Origin of the sequence: Bacillus timonensis, assembly GCF_004799755.1 — a bacterium.
GTDB classification, from domain to species: domain Bacteria; phylum Bacillota; class Bacilli; order Bacillales; family Bacillaceae_L; genus Ferdinandcohnia; species Ferdinandcohnia timonensis_A.
Genome location: NZ_SLUB01000012.1, coordinates 19790 through 36047, shown reverse-complemented (window position 1 = coordinate 36047; position 16258 = coordinate 19790). Strand labels below are relative to the sequence as shown.

General features: G+C 38.7%; 18 protein-coding genes and 1 pseudogene. 2 read left to right on the top strand and 17 right to left on the bottom strand.

The window, feature by feature from the left end; genetic code table 11:
* Positions 1 to 24: 24 nt before the first annotated feature.
* The 5 genes from E1I69_RS09010 to E1I69_RS08990 all read right to left on the bottom strand — a co-directional run bounded on the left by E1I69_RS09010 (position 25) and on the right by E1I69_RS08990 (position 5736).
* Positions 25 to 351: an ArsR/SmtB family transcription factor gene (locus E1I69_RS09010; protein ID WP_136379279.1), complete on the bottom strand. Its 327-nt coding sequence runs from the start codon at positions 349 to 351 to the stop codon at positions 25 to 27.
* Positions 352 to 690: 339 nt separating this feature from the next.
* The gene (locus tag E1I69_RS09005) at positions 691 to 1707 is read right to left on the bottom strand and encodes a DUF3231 family protein (RefSeq protein WP_136379278.1); all 1017 of its coding nucleotides are present in this window, start codon (positions 1705 to 1707) and stop codon (positions 691 to 693) included.
* 120 nt (positions 1708 to 1827) lie between these two features.
* Positions 1828 to 3021, bottom strand: a complete 1194-nt coding sequence (locus tag E1I69_RS09000) for a Ger(x)C family spore germination protein (protein ID WP_136379277.1) — start codon at positions 3019 to 3021, stop codon at positions 1828 to 1830.
* Entirely contained in the window at positions 3018 to 4124 is a 1107-nt protein-coding gene (locus E1I69_RS08995; RefSeq protein ID WP_136379276.1) for a GerAB/ArcD/ProY family transporter, read from the bottom strand. The genes E1I69_RS09000 and E1I69_RS08995 overlap by 4 nt, the downstream gene beginning before the upstream one ends.
* Positions 4117 to 5736 carry a spore germination protein gene (locus E1I69_RS08990; RefSeq protein WP_136379275.1) on the bottom strand — a complete coding sequence of 540 codons (1620 nt, stop codon included), beginning with the start codon at positions 5734 to 5736 and terminating at the stop codon, positions 4117 to 4119. Before E1I69_RS08990 ends, E1I69_RS08995 begins: the two co-directional genes overlap by 8 nt.
* A gap of 386 nt (positions 5737 to 6122) precedes the next feature.
* On the opposite strand from E1I69_RS08990, the gene E1I69_RS08985 reads away from it, so the two are divergent.
* A complete protein-coding gene (locus E1I69_RS08985; protein ID WP_136379274.1) occupies positions 6123 to 6299 on the top strand; it encodes an aspartyl-phosphate phosphatase Spo0E family protein in 177 nt (58 codons plus the stop codon).
* Positions 6300 to 6522: 223 nt separating this feature from the next.
* On the opposite strand, the gene E1I69_RS08980 is transcribed toward E1I69_RS08985, so the two are convergent.
* The 10 genes and pseudogenes from E1I69_RS08980 to E1I69_RS08935 form a co-directional block, all read right to left on the bottom strand.
* Entirely contained in the window at positions 6523 to 6948 is a 426-nt protein-coding gene (locus E1I69_RS08980; protein ID WP_136379273.1) for a VOC family protein, read from the bottom strand.
* Between the two features lie 330 nt (positions 6949 to 7278).
* On the bottom strand, positions 7279 to 7821 hold the full coding sequence (locus E1I69_RS08975; protein WP_136379272.1) for a DUF402 domain-containing protein: 543 nt from the start codon (positions 7819 to 7821) through the stop codon (positions 7279 to 7281).
* 212 nt (positions 7822 to 8033) lie between these two features.
* Positions 8034 to 8591, bottom strand: a complete 558-nt coding sequence (locus E1I69_RS08970) for a hypothetical protein (protein ID WP_161974867.1) — start codon at positions 8589 to 8591, stop codon at positions 8034 to 8036.
* Between the two features lie 41 nt (positions 8592 to 8632).
* Positions 8633 to 8875, bottom strand: a pseudogene (locus E1I69_RS25210) (DinB family protein); the annotation flags it as partial.
* Positions 8876 to 8983: 108 nt separating this feature from the next.
* Positions 8984 to 10513 carry an AMP-binding protein gene (locus E1I69_RS08960; RefSeq protein ID WP_136379269.1) on the bottom strand — a complete coding sequence of 510 codons (1530 nt, stop codon included), beginning with the start codon at positions 10511 to 10513 and terminating at the stop codon, positions 8984 to 8986.
* A complete protein-coding gene (locus E1I69_RS08955; protein WP_207308525.1) occupies positions 10506 to 11327 on the bottom strand; it encodes an SDR family NAD(P)-dependent oxidoreductase in 822 nt (273 codons plus the stop codon). Before E1I69_RS08955 ends, E1I69_RS08960 begins: the two co-directional genes overlap by 8 nt.
* A 292-nt stretch (positions 11328 to 11619) precedes the next feature.
* A complete protein-coding gene (locus E1I69_RS08950; RefSeq protein ID WP_136379267.1) occupies positions 11620 to 12081 on the bottom strand; it encodes a hypothetical protein in 462 nt (153 codons plus the stop codon).
* A 19-nt stretch (positions 12082 to 12100) separates the two neighbouring features.
* The gene (locus E1I69_RS08945) at positions 12101 to 12418 is read right to left on the bottom strand and encodes a hypothetical protein (protein WP_136379266.1); all 318 of its coding nucleotides are present in this window, start codon (positions 12416 to 12418) and stop codon (positions 12101 to 12103) included.
* Positions 12419 to 12485: 67 nt separating this feature from the next.
* The gene (locus tag E1I69_RS08940) at positions 12486 to 13142 is read right to left on the bottom strand and encodes an MOSC domain-containing protein (RefSeq protein WP_136379265.1); all 657 of its coding nucleotides are present in this window, start codon (positions 13140 to 13142) and stop codon (positions 12486 to 12488) included.
* Positions 13143 to 13343: 201 nt separating this feature from the next.
* A complete protein-coding gene (locus tag E1I69_RS08935) occupies positions 13344 to 13922 on the bottom strand; it encodes a DJ-1/PfpI family protein (protein ID WP_136379264.1) in 579 nt (192 codons plus the stop codon).
* A gap of 279 nt (positions 13923 to 14201) precedes the next feature.
* Between E1I69_RS08935 and E1I69_RS08930 the strand changes: the two genes are divergently transcribed.
* The gene (locus tag E1I69_RS08930) at positions 14202 to 14381 is read left to right on the top strand and encodes a hypothetical protein (protein WP_136379263.1); all 180 of its coding nucleotides are present in this window, start codon (positions 14202 to 14204) and stop codon (positions 14379 to 14381) included.
* Positions 14382 to 14512: 131 nt separating this feature from the next.
* On the opposite strand, the gene E1I69_RS08925 is transcribed toward E1I69_RS08930, so the two are convergent.
* A complete protein-coding gene (locus tag E1I69_RS08925; protein WP_136379262.1) occupies positions 14513 to 14977 on the bottom strand; it encodes a hypothetical protein in 465 nt (154 codons plus the stop codon).
* 104 nt (positions 14978 to 15081) lie between these two features.
* The gene (locus E1I69_RS08920) at positions 15082 to 16215 is read right to left on the bottom strand and encodes a zinc-dependent alcohol dehydrogenase (protein ID WP_136379261.1); all 1134 of its coding nucleotides are present in this window, start codon (positions 16213 to 16215) and stop codon (positions 15082 to 15084) included.
* Between the last annotated feature and the right edge of the window lie 43 nt (positions 16216 to 16258).

Below are 16258 nucleotides of genomic sequence, written 5' to 3'. Positions count from 1 at the left end.
TCACTCCTTATTAAATTTTTTTCGTTAATTCAATGTCTTTTTGCCCTGCAATACATTTAGATAATCGTCCAACCTATCCATCCTGTCTTCCCACAATCGCCTGTAGGAGTTCAACCATTTATCTAGCTCTTGAAACGGTTCTGGTTTTATCCTATAAATTCGGCGATTAGCTATTGGCTGAACTTCAACTAACCCAGCGTCACAGAGCACGCGAAGATGTTTGGAGGTTTGCGGTTGCTTTAATTCTAACTTTTCGGCTATTTCGCCCACCGGAAGTGGTCCTTCTAGTAGTAGGTCAACGATATCAAGGCGGTTGGGCTCAGCCAGGGCACTGAAGGTTTGTGGGTTCATGTTGAATCATCTCCCAACTTTTGCTTTTATAAACCCATTATCTTGTTTCATTCCCAGGCTTCAGATATAAAGCCTATCATGTAATATCTATCTTAATTAGAATATACCCCAAACGGAATATTCCTGTCAAGGAATATTAAAAACAAAATAAAAAAACCTTTTAAGAGCAATTTTTACAGATACTTATTCCCTTGTAACATAAACCTGTCATTTACTTAATTGATGACTGAGTACCCCGCATCCAATTTGACCAGTATGATATGTGTTATAAAGCATGATGTAATAATATTAAACAAGCCCATTCCGCTTATGGCGGAAGGACTTGAGTCTGAACGATTATCATTTCTGTTTTTTTATTAATTCGTCACGATTGGGTACCATTGGAGGCTGTTCCATCCAGCCATTTTTTATTAAAATATTTGCTCCATCCTCAGAATACAATTGAACCTCTAGGGATAGTCTGTTATACATTGAAGCCAGATCCGCTCTAGGACTCTGACTGACAGCTGTACCGTAATATCCAACACTCATCGAAATCAATCCAGATGTCATGAACATCATCAGTTTATCAGAAAAAGTTTTCGAGGTACTGTTTGTTATTTCTGAATCCCAGCCCATCGGTACAGGAAGTTTACTTTCCTCTAACTTCCCTCTAAATAATTGAATGTGTTTGTTTCCTATTTCTAAGCCTTTTAAAAAAAATTGTTTTACATTCTTATCCTGTGCAACCTGACTAAATCCAGTGAGTACGGCTACTCCGAGAGCATTTCTTTGCAGATTCGCGAATAAATTATCTACTTCCGCAGCAATTAACGGTCTTTTTTCTCCAAAAACATCAAACATAAACCATTGCTTTTTTACGAATTCAATTTTCTCTAAATTAGGAAGGCTGGGAGATCGTATAAACAATCCTTTTGATAATAATAAATCCGTGGAACGTTTATATAATTCCATTGTTTCATTAAGGCAATCCATGTAATAAGCTTTAATATCACTTCTTACAGAGGCTGCTACAGCTGCTCCATATAGGGTAAGACCGACCCTCGACATCTGGTGTACATAGCTCAGCACAAAACCGTCAGAATATAATCTTGGAGCAGTTAAATCAACATCTTCTTCCATTTTAAAACCATAAGGAACTACATGTTTTTCCTCCGTCAATATTGCAGCAATTATTTCTATGTGTGATGTAGATAATCCTAGAGCAAATTCAATGATCGGTTTTATCTCCTCATCCTCCACTTTTTCTAAGAAGTATGCGAGGACACATTTGCTGCTACTATCATTTAAATATTGCACCCAAAGCTGCGCTATCTCACCAGCAGTTAACCTTATCTGGGTTTTCTTATCCTCCATATGTTACCTCCAAAAAGAAATACTATAAAAATACCATCCCCATAAATTTCCTCTAATATGTATTGGAAGTTTATGCTTTTTAAAGTTCTCGTTCTCATCCTACGTAGTTGTAATTTCTCTCTACTCCCAATCAATCCCTGTCCGCCGGATTGTATAGTCGAAAGCCACTTTTATCTCCATGTCCTTGTATATGTCAGACCATTTTTCATCGGTTTTTACTTCCTCGTCCCAATACGTACCGAATTTAGCTCGGATTCGAGCGCCTAGGCCAAGAACATCGGCCCCCTGCTCCTGGAGCCGATTGATAAACTCACTACTGACTTCCTCCATTTTATTACTGGCTGCTTTTTCGATTTCCTTGATTTTGCCACCGTTCACAGTTACGCCAATGGCTTCCTCAATGCTTGCCTCTATTTCAACATGAATCGTTGCACTAGGTGTTCCGTTTTTCACATCCACTTTTATTTTAGAGTTTCGTTCTTGAGTTTGAATTACTATAACACTTTCATCACCTAGCGACACACTAATAGGGTATCCGCCAGAGGCTTTTTCTTTCAAATCCATAAATGCACCTATTTCTATCGGGGACGCTAGACCTACCATTTTCCCCCCTCGAAAATAGGCGATTCCATCTACCATGATTCGATCATTGTTAATGACCTTTATCCCTGGCAGAACTGGGTCAATTCCTTTATCTGATAAATCGATCCAAAAGTTCCCGAGATACTCCCTTGGTAGCTTACCAAACCGAACCGCATTATCGAGTGTATCTCCTAAATAAAGTGCAGGTACTGTTTCAAGTGGAGGAGCTGTTCTCAATACTTTTGCTGCATCCTTTTTATTAATAGCCATCCAGGCTGTTCGTCGAACCTCATAATTACGTTTTAAATATTCGCTTATATCGGTTATATCTTTCTTTGCAATTTCATCAGAAACTACAATAATCTGTAGATGACCCAGATATAACTTTTCAGCAAGCTGTTGCTGGAGATTGGACATGGCATCCTTTATCGTATGACCGTATGTTTCTAGTAACCAAGCTGTTTTCTCAGATCCCTGTCCTCCTCCACCTTCAGGACCAAGCTTTATTTTTCCAGGTAATGCTACTTGAGCAGTCACCTTATATAAAATATCCTTCTCATCTCTTGGAAAGTCCCCATCACGATGTGTAACTTCTCCTTGATAATCTCCATCAGCTAGATCAATCGCAAGTGCCAGTATATTTGCACGTTCCTCGAGTTCGTACCTATCCCAGCATCCTGTTAAAAAAAGAGTAAATACAAGAAGGAGCATAAAAGTTCGGAGCATTTTCATCCTGAAACCCCTCCTTTTTTCCGGACCTTCGCAATTCCTAGAAGAATTACTGGATAGACAATCGTTAACAGAAGGCCATACAATGTTACGAGCAATATTTGATCATACATTTGAAAAATATTTCGTGGGAAAATAGCGATACAAAAAACAACTGGAAATCCAATTATGGCGATCACCCGGTAATTAAAATATCGAAAAAGTTCCCCTATCCCGCGAACAATTAAAAAATAATTGGACAGAAGTGTTGTAAAAACACCATATATCCAGGAAATAACCAAAATGGCATCCACTCTTGCTAAAATATCGCCAGGTACAGTAATCATTCTACCTAAAATTAAGGTTGGCCAAATCATTTGACTAATTTCCTCATCTCCAAATACCCCCACTGTCATGAACACAATAAAAATGACAATAAAGCCTGCTATCAAAAGGCCCCAGACTCCACCCTTTAGACATTTTTTTGGTTGTTTCATATATGGGATGACCATTGAAATAATAAAAAAACTTAACGTCGACTGTGTGACTATAATACTTCCTCTTAAAAATTCTCTCCAAGTTGGGTCATTTCCTAAAAAGGGAGTAATGTGATACACCTCGATATCACCAAATGCTGGGAGTAAGACGAGTGCTATTGGAAAAATGATCAACGGCATGTAGAAAAAATGGATATAGGCAAAGGTTGAAACATTTTGAAACCCTGTTGATACACATAAGAAAATCATCATAAAAATGGCAACTTGAATGGGTGTATTCGGTAGGAGTGCACCTGTTTTGACTACTTCGGCAAATTGTCGCGTTTCAAGGCCCATATTTACAGTGAAAAATAGAATAATGATCACACTAAAAAAACGACCCATGAATTTTCCCAAAATGATTTCATTGTATGTAATGAGTGTATGCTTCGGAAATCTTTTTCCCAAATAGACAACAGCTAAAAGACCGATGAATGTAATTCCAACTCCAATTATACTTGCAAATGGAGCACCTATCCCGGCCCCCTTGACAACAAACCTTGGGATGGCGAGCATGGCAACACCGAGGACAGAGCTGATTACAATGAACACCAATTGTACCGTTGTGATTTTTTCTCGTTGTTTATCCATTGGTATCACCATCCTTTTGACCATTCAATGAAGACTTCGGTTTCCATTCTTCTTTAGAATCCCATCTTTTCACATCCTGTGGTTGGAGCTCAGCTGGCCGCTTCTTTAACCATCGAAGCGGAGCACGAATGAGTGAATCTTTAATACCCGATGTATTCCCTGGGGCAACAGGTACCATATATGGAACACCAAAGGAACGCAATGATAACATATGATTAAGGATAAAGATAATCCCAAATGCCAATCCAAGTAATCCAAAGGTTCCAGCGAGAATGATTAAGGGGAAACGCAGCATCCGAAAAGCTGTGGCTGCATTATACGAAGGTGTAGCGAATGACCCAATAGTTGATAGTGCAATGATGACAACTGTTATTGGACTAACGAATCCCGCTAATACAGCCGCTTGTCCAATGACAAGCACCCCCACAATTGAGAGCGCCCCACCGACCTGCTGAGGCATACGGACGGTTGCCTCACGTAATATTTCCATCGCCACCTCCATCAAGAACACTTCAATAAACGCAGGAAAGGGAACACCAGCACGACCACTTGATGCTGCGACAACAAATTTTGCTGGAATCATTTCTGGATGATAGGAAAGAACCGTTACATAAAAGGACGAAAATGTTAAAGAGAAAATAAGAGCCATAAAACGAATCAGTCGAATGGCACTCGTTATCAAGAATCTCTCATTATAATCCTCACTCGTTTGATAAAATTGATTGAAAGTGGCGGGTACAATCAAAACAAAAGGGGAACCATCTACGATAAGTGCAATTCTACCTTCTAGTAAATTGCCTACCGCTTTATCAGGACGTTCCGTACTTTGAACTTGCGGAAACGGGGACCGGGGGTTATCCTCAATAAACTGCTCAATATATCCCGCATCCAGGACACGGTCGATATCAATCTGATCTAAACGCTTTTTCACCTCATTCAATAACTCTTTGTTTACAATTCCCTCAATATAACAAATTCCCACTCTCGTTTTTGTACGTCTCCCCACTTCCGTTTGCTCGATCCTGAATTCAGGAACAGGCAATCGATAGCGGAGCAGGGATACATTCGTCATGATTTGTTCGATAAACCCATCACGAGGACCCCGAACCACGCGTTCAGTCTCAGGTTGTTCAAGACTCCGCTTTTCAGGCTTGAATGCATCAAGAAAAAGAGCTTGATCGGAACCCTCGATTAAAACGACACATTTCCCTCTCAATAGACCAGACAGTAAAGTTGATAGTCTTGACTCGGATGTTCCTGAACAATGATAGAGCACATCTTCAAGCAGGCAGGACATGAGACTATTCGTACTAAGTTTAGATGGAATGTATTCCTGACTAATTCTTGTCTCTTGAAGGGGTTTAATAATATCCCTATCCAATTTTTCTTGATCCACTAAGCTACTCATATAAAGCACGACAGATAGGGTTTCACCAAATAAATGAAACCTTCTCGTTGAAAAATCGATATCCTTTTTAAAAATTTGCGTAATCTTTTCTACTGTTTGTTCCGCATCACTGCTTATATGAGCTTGCATTGGTTCTATAGCTCGATTCGCAGGTAAGGAGACTTTCTGTTCGTGTCTTTCTTTCTTTTTAAAAAATAATGGCATCCTTCTCCCTCCTTCAGTTTGGTATTTTGTTCCACACGCGTATTTTCATGTAAAATTTAGGTGAAATAGTACTTTTATAGGCCTTTTGGATTACAAAGCGGCAGAAGGGAGATTTTTAGAGAAGCGAATTAAGGAGTCTTACCGATGTGATAGCGTAGCAAAATTTTAAAACTAATAGCAATAAATACATGGATTTCTATCCCTGAAAATGGTCAATAATGAACCTTTCGTAAAGAGGTAGTTATCTTTGTTATTTTTTTGTCACATTCTTTTTAGCTTCTTTTGACTTATTTTGTCGAAAGTCTTTTATTTTTGTTAAGAATTTTGCATAATAATGTTTGTGTTTGTTTTTAGTAAAGCGTTAAATAAATAAAGAGGTGTATAAATTGTTACAAGAAAGTACACAACCTAATAGAGAATTTCTTATTCTATCAATCGTTCAAAAGAGAGATGAAATGATTCGACTTGCTACTTTAAATGGGATGTTAAACAGTGAGACCATTAAGTGTAGTCAAGAACTTGATCGTTTATTAAATGCTTTTAAGAAATATCAAATTCATTAATCTATTTCAAGGTGTCCTACGTTCGCCTGCACATTTAGTTCATTTGTGACACCCATTTTCCACACCTTTTCTTTAACTTTTGCCTCACGAAAAAACTTCAATATCATAACCTAACTTTCATATAGAGGTCATCTGCTTTTTTAAACAAAATAAGCGATAATCCTTTTTGGATTATCGCTAAAGTGCATGCTTCTTTTTTGTCTATACCCCTGTTCTTAAAGAACTATTTTGGGGCCACAAGTTCTACTTTTATTCTATCTGGGTCTTCAAAATAGACGGCAAAATGATCATCCCCTCCGGCAAACGGATGCTTTGATGGATAGAGAATCTTGAAACCCTTTTCTATCAATTTGTTTGTCATTTCATCGACATGTTGACGTGAGCTTGCGTGAAACGCCAGATGATTTAGACCTACTCGGCATCTATGATATGGAATATCTAAAAACCTGTCCTCGGTTTGGACAAAAACTATGTATGTGTCTCCCATTTTCCAGCTTCGTCCGCTTTCCCAATCTTGAAATGGAGTATATCCTAATTCTTCAAGAAACCAACCCCAAAAATCTACTGTTCTTTTTATATCTGAAACATATATTTCAATATGATGGAGCAACCCCGTCGACCTCCTTATGACGATGATACCAATAGTCATAGACTCCAAAGAATATTTGGCATCTTTTTAGTAATCCTGATTTCAATAACTGGTGAAGCTTCTATATGAATAAATGAATCTTCTAATTCTAAAACAACCAAGGTTAATCTTTCCACATTCGATTCACTAAAACCATAGCCCCATACTTTCTTGATTAAGTTGTGATTTGTAGAGTAGCTTGAAGCAGAAATTAATACTTCTCATGAAGACCATCAATAACTTCATATTCAAGTGGATCTGGCACTCCTTGTTCATTCAATAAAAGGATATTTTCCCCAGTTGCTAACTCTTCCCATTCAAACAGCCAAAATCTTTCATCAATGATAATGGCTACTTTAAGATTTTAAATAAAATCTTCTTATGTCTGTTAGACATTTTTATCAAATTGAAGTTATTTGTGCTAATTAAATGTTTAATTTTGTTCATTTCACTCCACGCTAATTCGTAAAGAGATTTATCAATAATTCCTTTAGATAAAGTATTTTCAAGTTCATCTGCATCCTTTTCAATGATTTCTCCAGATGGGAGCAAAATGACATCTAGAAATAAATCTTCCATCCAAGGAATACCATTTTCAACTCCGTTACAAAGGCATATATCAATGTACCACTGAACGATCTCCCCATTCGCATCAAACATCGTTGTGACCGAATGATGTTCGTTAAGAGGAAATTGTTGCAGCCACATATAGCCATTATCAACAATACGTACATTTTTTTCTCCATAGCTAACTGATAATGGTTCTGTTACTTTTATTGTTTGTAATAATGTGATATAGCCCTTATAATCATTTTCTTCAAGATATGTTTGAGAATACTTTCTCTTTAGAACCCGCTTCCATTCCGAACGATCACCGTATTTACGTTTCAACATCCCATTCTCCTCTTTTTCCTAATTACACCATTATTTTAGTTAATACAGATCATCAACAACCGGACTATATACCAGATTAAAAGTTTCAGGAGAGGGTTTGGTTAATAATAATGTTGAAAAAAATAGGAAAATAAGAGCGGAAACGAAGACTGTTATTCGTTTTTCACACATACATTCCCTCCCTAAGATTTAGACTAATAGAATGATATCCATTACAAGGTTATATCCTGTAGATACCATTCTTCCTTTATCTTTACGAAGATTAAATGGAAGTATCTAGCTTCTAGAACCGCATCACTTTCCCCAATATAATGTGGACGAATTGTTACTTCAGCTCTATTATCCATGGGTTCAAATGAAATCCCTTCGATATACCAATTTTCCAAGGTCTGATTATCCGTATTATAAGTGACTTTTCTTTCATAACTTTGCGTTATCGCATATATTTCACCATTCTTTTTTTCAAAACGAAGTTCATCAGTGGTATGTTCATTCAACCATTCCACGTTTTCTTTTTGTAAATTATAAAACAAGAAAGAGGTATTCATGTTAATATATGGGGTGTTTGTGAATTGGTACTTGTATTGTCTTTCAATATCACGTAATGCCTCTAGTTCTTTTTCTGTTTTCAAGGCTTCATCCTTCAAGACTTGGATCTCTTCTACTAATCTTTCAACTTTCTTAAAATCTGTGGAAACTTCTTTATTTTGGCATCCAGTCATTACAGTTAAAAACACAAATGACATAAATATTTTTTTTATCTCACTCACCTCATTTTTAACTCTTCTTCATCCTTTAGAGAAGCTTGGTATTATTCGAATAGCCCTCTAGAGATTACATTTGCTGTCACCGGTTCCCGTCCAAGCTCGCTCGCCCACACAGACAACTGACCAATGTGATGTATCTCGTGAGCGATGACATGCCGCATGATTTCTCCTTGCTTAAAGGTATCACTTTGACCATTAGGGTAAGAAATTGTAACGGATTGTACGTCCATTTCATTTGACCAAGACCTAATATACGATTCGATTTCTTTATGAAACTGGTTCGATAGAGCCTCGAAATAGCGTTTTATTTTAAATATCCTCCCATATGTCATAATCCTTAGTTAAAAATATCTGTAAAAATTCGACACTGATGTGCCAATCTCCTTTTCTGTTAACTAACGCATGGCTATTTCTATTTGTTTTTTATCAAGTTTGCCTAGAGGTGTGTAGGGCAGATAGTCAACTATTGAAATTTCTTTTGGGAGTTGAAATCTAGCTACCCTAGTACTGAGCCACTCTCGTAATTCTTCTTCTGTAAGGCTCGCGTTTTTCACAGGAACAACAATTGCTTTTAAGCGTTGGCCAAATTGCTCATCGTCAATTCCAATAATCGCAACGTCGTGAATGTATGGGTGCTGGATGAGGACTTGTTCAACTTCAACTGGGTAAACATTTTCTCCGCCTGAAATGACCATATCGTCTATTCTTCCACACAAAAAATAATAGCCATTTTCATCACAATAGCCAGCATCTCCAGTTCCAATCCAAATGTCTTTGTGAATGGACCAATCATTTTGAATATGGAGTTGACCGATTTTACCCGTCGGAACTTCATGGTGGGTGTGATCTAAAGTCCTAATTTTGAGCCCATCTATCTTTTTACCAATGGTTGTCGCCGAATACAGTAAGTCCTGCGGGGTGGCGATGAAGTTCAAGCCTGATTCTGAGGTGCCGTACAAGTTGTATAGGATTGGACCTAGTTTTTGAAACGTCTCATCAATAAGCTTTGTTGGGAGCTTTGCTCCACCAGATGCGATACATTTAAGCGATTTTAAATGTTCATGGTTCGTTTGCAGCATTTTTTGGAGCATTAACGGGACAACAGTGACGACCTCGATTTGTTTATTATTTATGATTTCGCAGGCTCTTTTTGCATTGAAACCACTGGTGATGACGACCTTTTTCCCTAACGGTATGAATAAAAGTAGAACTGCAATCCCATATCCATGATAAATTGGGGTTGCTATGAAGGCATTGTGATGATCCAAAATCCGCAATCGTTTAATAAATGCCACAAATGGATGTAAATAATGAATAATGGAAGGCTGATGAGCAGCATCTTTAGACATTCCCGTTGTACCGCTGGTTTGCAGGACGATTTTTCCTTTTGTGGTACGTGGCAAGACTACTACTGGTTTTGTATTTTCTTTTAGACCATTACTGATAGAAGGGTGGTCAGAGTGATAACTCAAAATTTTTTGGTTGGTGTAGTTTTCAAGGATGGGACTTAATTCGGCATCATAGATGACGAGGTCGAAATTGTGTCGCTCTGCAAAAGCGTTGAATTGTTGCTTGCTGATTTCCGTGTTTAAAAGATAAAGGTCTGCACCTACTCGGGAAGTGGCGAAAATTGATTTGACGAGTGAAGCATGATTTCTGCATAAAATACCGACTTTCTGTCCACTTTGAAGGTCGGCCTTTTCTACTAGTGAATGAGCTAATTTCGTTGATTGGTCTAGAAGTTGTTTGTAGGTGAGTGCTTCATGGTCATCCACGAGTGCAATTCTGTTGGAGTATTTCTTTTCTGCAAAATGTAAGAGTGTCATCAAATTAATACCGCATGTAATGACCGATGTGAATAAGCGATACAAGCCTATTGGAGAAAGCAGTTTTATTTTATATAGCACATAAAAAAGTCTAATCATTTTGCTTTCCCTTCTTTGAAAAATCTCTTAAATTCGTTAGGAAAATGGAGACCAGTTGTCCGAAAATAAGCCACCATGGTTGATACTTTTTCTGGCGAGTGTACATTGCTTTACAGATGATTTTGGCAGCATCGTGTGTTGGCATTGCAGGCACATGGCGATACCCCTCCGTTGGTTCAATCATTGGTGTCCGGACTAGTGGTAAGTATATGGACGTTGCTGCGACTTTCATTAATTCAGGTGAAACCGATCTTAGCCATACATCAAATGCTGACTTTGATGCCTGATAGGCCGCGAAATAGGGCACTGGTGCTAACCTTGTGTTGACAGTCGATACATTGATAATCTGTCCTTGGCTTTTTTGTAGCACTGGCATGATAGATAACATTATTTTTACTGGCACAAAGTAGTTAATTGCCATTGTCCTTGTAAAATCGTGATATCGATCAAGAGATTCATAGATGGACCTTCTAATGGAGAGACCGGCGTTGTTAATGAAGATATCGATAGTTGGCTGATTGTGTAAAAAGGATAGGAAGTTGTTGAGCTCGTCCTCTTTTCTAAGGTCTGCTTGGATGATACTCACTTTGGTGGTTTGCCTTTCGATGTTCTTTTTAATAGTTTCAAGCAGTTCGCCTCTTCTCGCGACTAGAATTAGATGACAATGGATGCCTGCTAATTGATAGGCCACTTCCTTGCCAATTCCGGAACTCGCACCCGTGATGACGATGGTTTTTCCGGTTAATTGGGCGTGGAGCTTCTTTTTATTTAAATAGGTAGGTAAAAACAGAAGGGATTCTATCAATCTTCGCATATGGGCACCTTTTTTAAGAATGTTTTTTAGGATGAAGGACTTTTCCATGGGCTTGGTGGGGTGTTTAGGTGTTCATCGAGCTTATAAAAACCTTTTCCTAGTCTCGGATGCCCGTTTGGGTCTTCATCGACGTTATGAAGACCTTTTGCTAGAATCCAGCAGCCCGTTCGGGTCTTCATCGACCTTATGAAGACCTTTTCCATGGACCAAGCAGCTCGTTTAGGTCTTCATCTACCTTATGATGACCTTTTCCCGTACCTAAGCTCCTAGTTCAGGTCCTCACTACAAATTATTACTCTTTTATTAAATAAACAACATCATCTTCCCGCTTCACCTTAAACTTCAGGTCTTCATGACTATTTAAAACCGCTGCTTCCCCCGAGGTAACGCCCCCTGAGTAATAAATTCCATACCCGTTGTTAGTCGGGTACCCATATATATAACAAACTACTTTTCCATCCTGAAGAAACACGATTTGGTTCATTCCCTCATTCACGGTTTCTTGAATCCGGTCCCATTTGTACCCGACAGTTTCATAAATTGCTTCTCTTGGGGTATACGGACTAAACGAATAAACCTTATCCCATTCAAACGGAGTGACTTCGGTTAAATCAATTGTTTCGACGGATTGTCCAATCTTTAGGACGTTCTCCTGAAGCAATTCTTCATTTTTATCCCACAAATCTTTTTTAAATTGCAAGAAACCAGCAATAACTATGATTCCTATAAGGATGATTGTCTTTTTGTACTTCATCAAACTTCTCCCTCAAAAACTACTCTAAATACCGTTCAATACTGTACCAGGCATACAACCGCATAAGCGGAAGGTATAGGGCAACAATGCCTATAAGCGAATATAAACTACTAGTTAAAAATAGAATCATAGCTAAAACAAATCCAAGAATCGCTTTAACGTTTCCTGAAGTGCCATTTATTGGTTCATTCCCGCCAAACACCGTTTCCCAGCCTTTTAATGATTTGGAATAACAACGGTCATGATAGGCCCTGACAAAGAGGAAATACGTTGTGATCACAAGATTGCTTTTATCCGTGATTTCTGCGGAACATTTTTCACAGTAAATGTTTTTCACTCTTCCAACTCCCCAAATGAACTTGTTATCCCCTTTTACGAATGTTCTCACAAAAGGTTTCAAAAAATTAAAAGCTAGCTTCTAATCTTGTTAACCGCTCATGCAACATCTCTTTCCACTCATCCGCTAATTCCTCAACTGATAAAATCTTTTGAATCCCCTCTATATCCCTTGGCTTTTTAAAATAGATCTCATTCGCTTCAAGAATCGAGACCTGGTTGGAATTTCGCTCTACTAATGAAATAACGGAGTCCTTTTGCACCATACCTTCTTTTAAAACACGTGCCAAGTAGCCAGTAAATCCTGTTTGGACCATCATTTTTAAAAGGTATGGGTTGTTTGTTTTTTTGGTGATGGTGCTACATGGAATGCGACCTTGGGTGATTTGGATAACTGCATCTCCAACCTGATAAATGTCGCCGATATACACAGCCTTTTCTTCCATATTTGTGAGGGTTAAGTTTTCCCCGAATGTTGGAAGTGGAAGCTGAACTAAAAATTCACTTTCCCACAGTGAATAATGTTCAAATGGATATATACAAACAGCACGGTCAGGCCCACCATGGTGCTTTAGATCGGCAACTCCATCTCCACGGAATCCGTCTTTTGTTAAAAATGCTTCCTCCACAGCCTGCTTACGAATCGCTGTCATCATTTCCTCATTTTTTCCGTACGTCATTTTTTCAGGTAGCCCAATTGAAAAATTCTTGATTTCGATTGTCATAGCTGTTCCCCCTTTCTACCTATCATTTTACTATAACGGAAGAGAAGATATGTGCCAATAAGGCAAGCAACAAAAGTCCGAATGCTTTATTAGACATGGCTCTCCCGTAAAAATTTCTTCGATCACATGAATGAGATATAGCGGTGGGAACAATAGGATCTATAGATTTAATTTTGATTTTTAATTACGTCAACCGGCCGCTCACTTCACCGCTTCTTCCATTAATTGATTCCGTTCTCCTTTATAAAATTCTTTCGTGAAATCGGGATGAGTTAGTGCTCCAAGCTGCTCCGCAACGGCAAGCCCAAAGTCAACATAGGCATGCCCCTGTGCAGTGATCACATTTCCCGCTTTCACAACCGGCTCATACCGAAAATTTTCTTCTACAAAACAGCCTAGGAAGTTTCGTTGCTTCTGATTAAGAGTGACTGTATATGGTTTGTCTCCAAGTACTCCCGCTCTGGCTAGCGCATATGTACCACTGCAAATGGCTGCAGTTAGTTTATTTTGTTTGTAAAAGATGTTTGTGAGTTCAAACAGTTCTTCCGTGTCCTTCACATTAATCAGGTCTCCCCCAGGGATAATAATGCCCTCATACTCTGTTGCATTCACCTGTTGATACATCAAATGCGGAACAAATTGCAGCCCTGATTCACCCGTGATCGTTTTGAGCGAATCGGCAACAGTTACAATCTCATAAGTCCCTCTCAGCATCGCGGTCGCCACGGTTATCTCAAACTCAGAAAAAGAATCATAAATGGCGAGTAACATTTTCTTCATTAAAAAGCACCCCTTTTCTATAGAGATTCTACAAAGTTGAAACATTTCCCTTCTCTTTTAAAAAGAAGCATTGCAATAACTCAAAGTATAAAAATAAGTGATGTAACTAGTTCCTTTCAACAACTTACCCTCTATTCTCTGCCACTTACCGCAATTTTCCAGACATGAAAGATATTTCACCGTACAATGGAAATAGAAAAACAATACGAGGGGGTAATGAAGAAGAGGGATATTGCAAGACGGAAAACTACTTTATATCTAAAATGAGGTGTCTAATAGTTGAAGCTATTCGTAAATATTGATAAAGCGTTTAAGGAAGCAAGAGTCACCATCGAATCCCCGAACTTAGATGAAAACATTAAGGAGCTAATTGATTTTATCCACGAAAGAGAGCACCCGTTCATCATTGGAAGAAAGGGTGAAATGCAGCGAAATGCAGCATATTCTAAAACCAGCTGATATTCACTATTTTCATCTTCTAATGTAATCTCTATATTTTTCTTTCCGCTTTTTGGGGCACAGGCTACTAATAAAATGATACACAATAAAATCAGAGCCAAGCTCCCCCTCTTCAAACGAAAACATCAACTTCACTCTCCTAATTTATAAGAAACTATCAATTTAGTATTCGGTAAATACTCAAACGTCATATAACGTCCTTCATGTTTTTCTTTTATTTTAGTTGAGTAAAACAATTCTCCATTAATCTCAACTTCGTTATCCCAACTTTTTCCTTGATTATATACATCATCAATATATCCTTCTTCGGAAGAATATTCTCGTTGAATGACATGTGGAAAATCGTGCAGATACGGAACGCTCATATATCCCAAAAAGGTGGCAACAAGGGCAAAAACAAGGAGTGCTCCAATTAATTTCGCTACCCACTTCACATTTTCAAACGGCTTACCCTTTTCGCTTTTCGGTTTCCTAGGTTTTTTAATCCGTTCACGAAAGGTCTCCAACCCTAAAGCTATGATAATCCAAGGTATAATAACAATGGCCATAAGAACAATCGCCAAACAAAAAATAAGCGTAAACCAGTAGTACCACATCCGTTTTTCCCCCAGTCTATCCCTTGCTACATCCATTTTACTAAATTTATAAGAAGGTGTATCCATAAAAAATCGACAAGTGTAATACTTGTCGAGAATGTGGTTTATGGTTTTAATACAACTTTTATACAATCATCGTCCCGGCCGTTGAAGATTTTGTAGCCGTGGCTTGCCTCATCAAGAGATAGCTTGTGGGTGATGATATCAGTTGGGTCAAATTCCTTGTCGACGATTTTTTTGTAGAGCTCAGGCATGAAATGGACCACAGGGGCTTGTCCCATTTTTAAGGTAATGTTACGTGAGAAAAAAGCACCGAGTGGGAACATGTTATAATTTGCACCATACACACCTGTGAGGTGGACTGTTCCTCCCTTTCGAACAGCTTTCGTTGAGATTTGAATCGGTCCCAGTGTTCCCCCTTGAAGCTTTAGCTTTTGCTCGATAAATTCGAGTGGGGATTTTTTTCCGTCCATTCCGACACAGTCAATGACAACATCGGCACCACCGCTCGTAATTTCTTTTAAATGCTCGCCCATATCATCATTCTTTGTAAAATCAAAAACTTCCACTTTGTTTGTCGATTTCGCATGGTCCAATCGATAGCCGATGTAGTCGACGGCGATGACACGCTTTGCGCCTTTCATCCAGGCGAATTTCTGCGCCATCAAACCGATTGGCCCACATCCAAGGACAATCACTGTGTCTCCTTCCTTAACACCCGCATTCACCACGCTCCAATAAGCCGTTGGAAGCACATCACTTAGAAAAAGTAAGGCCTCATCCTCTAACTCGCATGATTCTGGTATTTTAAAAGGGGTAAAGTTTCCGAATGGCACTCTTATGTATTCTGCTTGTCCTCCTGGGTGGTCACCAAATTTTTCAGAATAGCCAAAGTAGCCACCAGAATCATAATGTGGATTTGCATTGTCACACTGACTTTCTAGTTCGTGTTCACAATAGTAGCATTTGCCACAAGCGACCGTAAATGGGATAACGACGCGATCGCCTTTTTTGACATGAGTGACTTCTGGACCTACTTCCTCGACAATCCCCATTGGCTCGTGTCCAATCACATAGCCATCTGGCAGTGGGAAATTCCCTTGATATAAATGGAGATCTGACCCGCAAATCGCAGTTGAGGTAATACGCACAATGACATCGTCCTCTTTGACAAGTTTCGGATCCTCGACTTCTTTAACTTCAACTTTATATGGATTTTGATACGTAACAGCCTTCATGTTTACGCCCCTCCCATTTTATTTTCTAGGTTATTTTTTGCCA

What these genes read in the sequence shown, in the direction of transcription:
- E1I69_RS09010 (WP_136379279.1), bottom strand. Translation starts at nt 351, where the DNA reads ATGAACCCACAAACCTTCAGTGCCCTGGCTGAGCCCAACCGCCTTGAT.
- E1I69_RS08920 (WP_136379261.1), bottom strand. Translation starts at nt 16,215, where the DNA reads ATGAAGGCTGTTACGTATCAAAATCCATATAAAGTTGAAGTTAAAGAA.
- E1I69_RS08975 (WP_136379272.1), bottom strand. Translation starts at nt 7,821, where the DNA reads ATGTTGAAACGTAAATACGGTGATCGTTCGGAATGGAAGCGGGTTCTA.
- E1I69_RS08995 (WP_136379276.1), bottom strand. Translation starts at nt 4,124, where the DNA reads ATGGATAAACAACGAGAAAAAATCACAACGGTACAATTGGTGTTCATT.
- E1I69_RS08980 (WP_136379273.1), bottom strand. Translation starts at nt 6,948, where the DNA reads ATGACTATTGGTATCATCGTCATAAGGAGGTCGACGGGGTTGCTCCAT.
- E1I69_RS08960 (WP_136379269.1), bottom strand. Translation starts at nt 10,513, where the DNA reads ATGATTAGACTTTTTTATGTGCTATATAAAATAAAACTGCTTTCTCCA.
- E1I69_RS08935 (WP_136379264.1), bottom strand. Translation starts at nt 13,922, where the DNA reads ATGAAGAAAATGTTACTCGCCATTTATGATTCTTTTTCTGAGTTTGAG.
- E1I69_RS08940 (WP_136379265.1), bottom strand. Translation starts at nt 13,142, where the DNA reads ATGACAATCGAAATCAAGAATTTTTCAATTGGGCTACCTGAAAAAATG.
- E1I69_RS09000 (WP_136379277.1), bottom strand. Translation starts at nt 3,021, where the DNA reads ATGAAAATGCTCCGAACTTTTATGCTCCTTCTTGTATTTACTCTTTTT.
- E1I69_RS08950 (WP_136379267.1), bottom strand. Translation starts at nt 12,081, where the DNA reads ATGAAGTACAAAAAGACAATCATCCTTATAGGAATCATAGTTATTGCT.
- E1I69_RS08955 (WP_207308525.1), bottom strand. Translation starts at nt 11,327, where the DNA reads ATGCGAAGATTGATAGAATCCCTTCTGTTTTTACCTACCTATTTAAAT.
- E1I69_RS09005 (WP_136379278.1), bottom strand. Translation starts at nt 1,707, where the DNA reads ATGGAGGATAAGAAAACCCAGATAAGGTTAACTGCTGGTGAGATAGCG.
- E1I69_RS08925 (WP_136379262.1), bottom strand. Translation starts at nt 14,977, where the DNA reads ATGTGGTACTACTGGTTTACGCTTATTTTTTGTTTGGCGATTGTTCTT.
- E1I69_RS08990 (WP_136379275.1), bottom strand. Translation starts at nt 5,736, where the DNA reads ATGCCATTATTTTTTAAAAAGAAAGAAAGACACGAACAGAAAGTCTCC.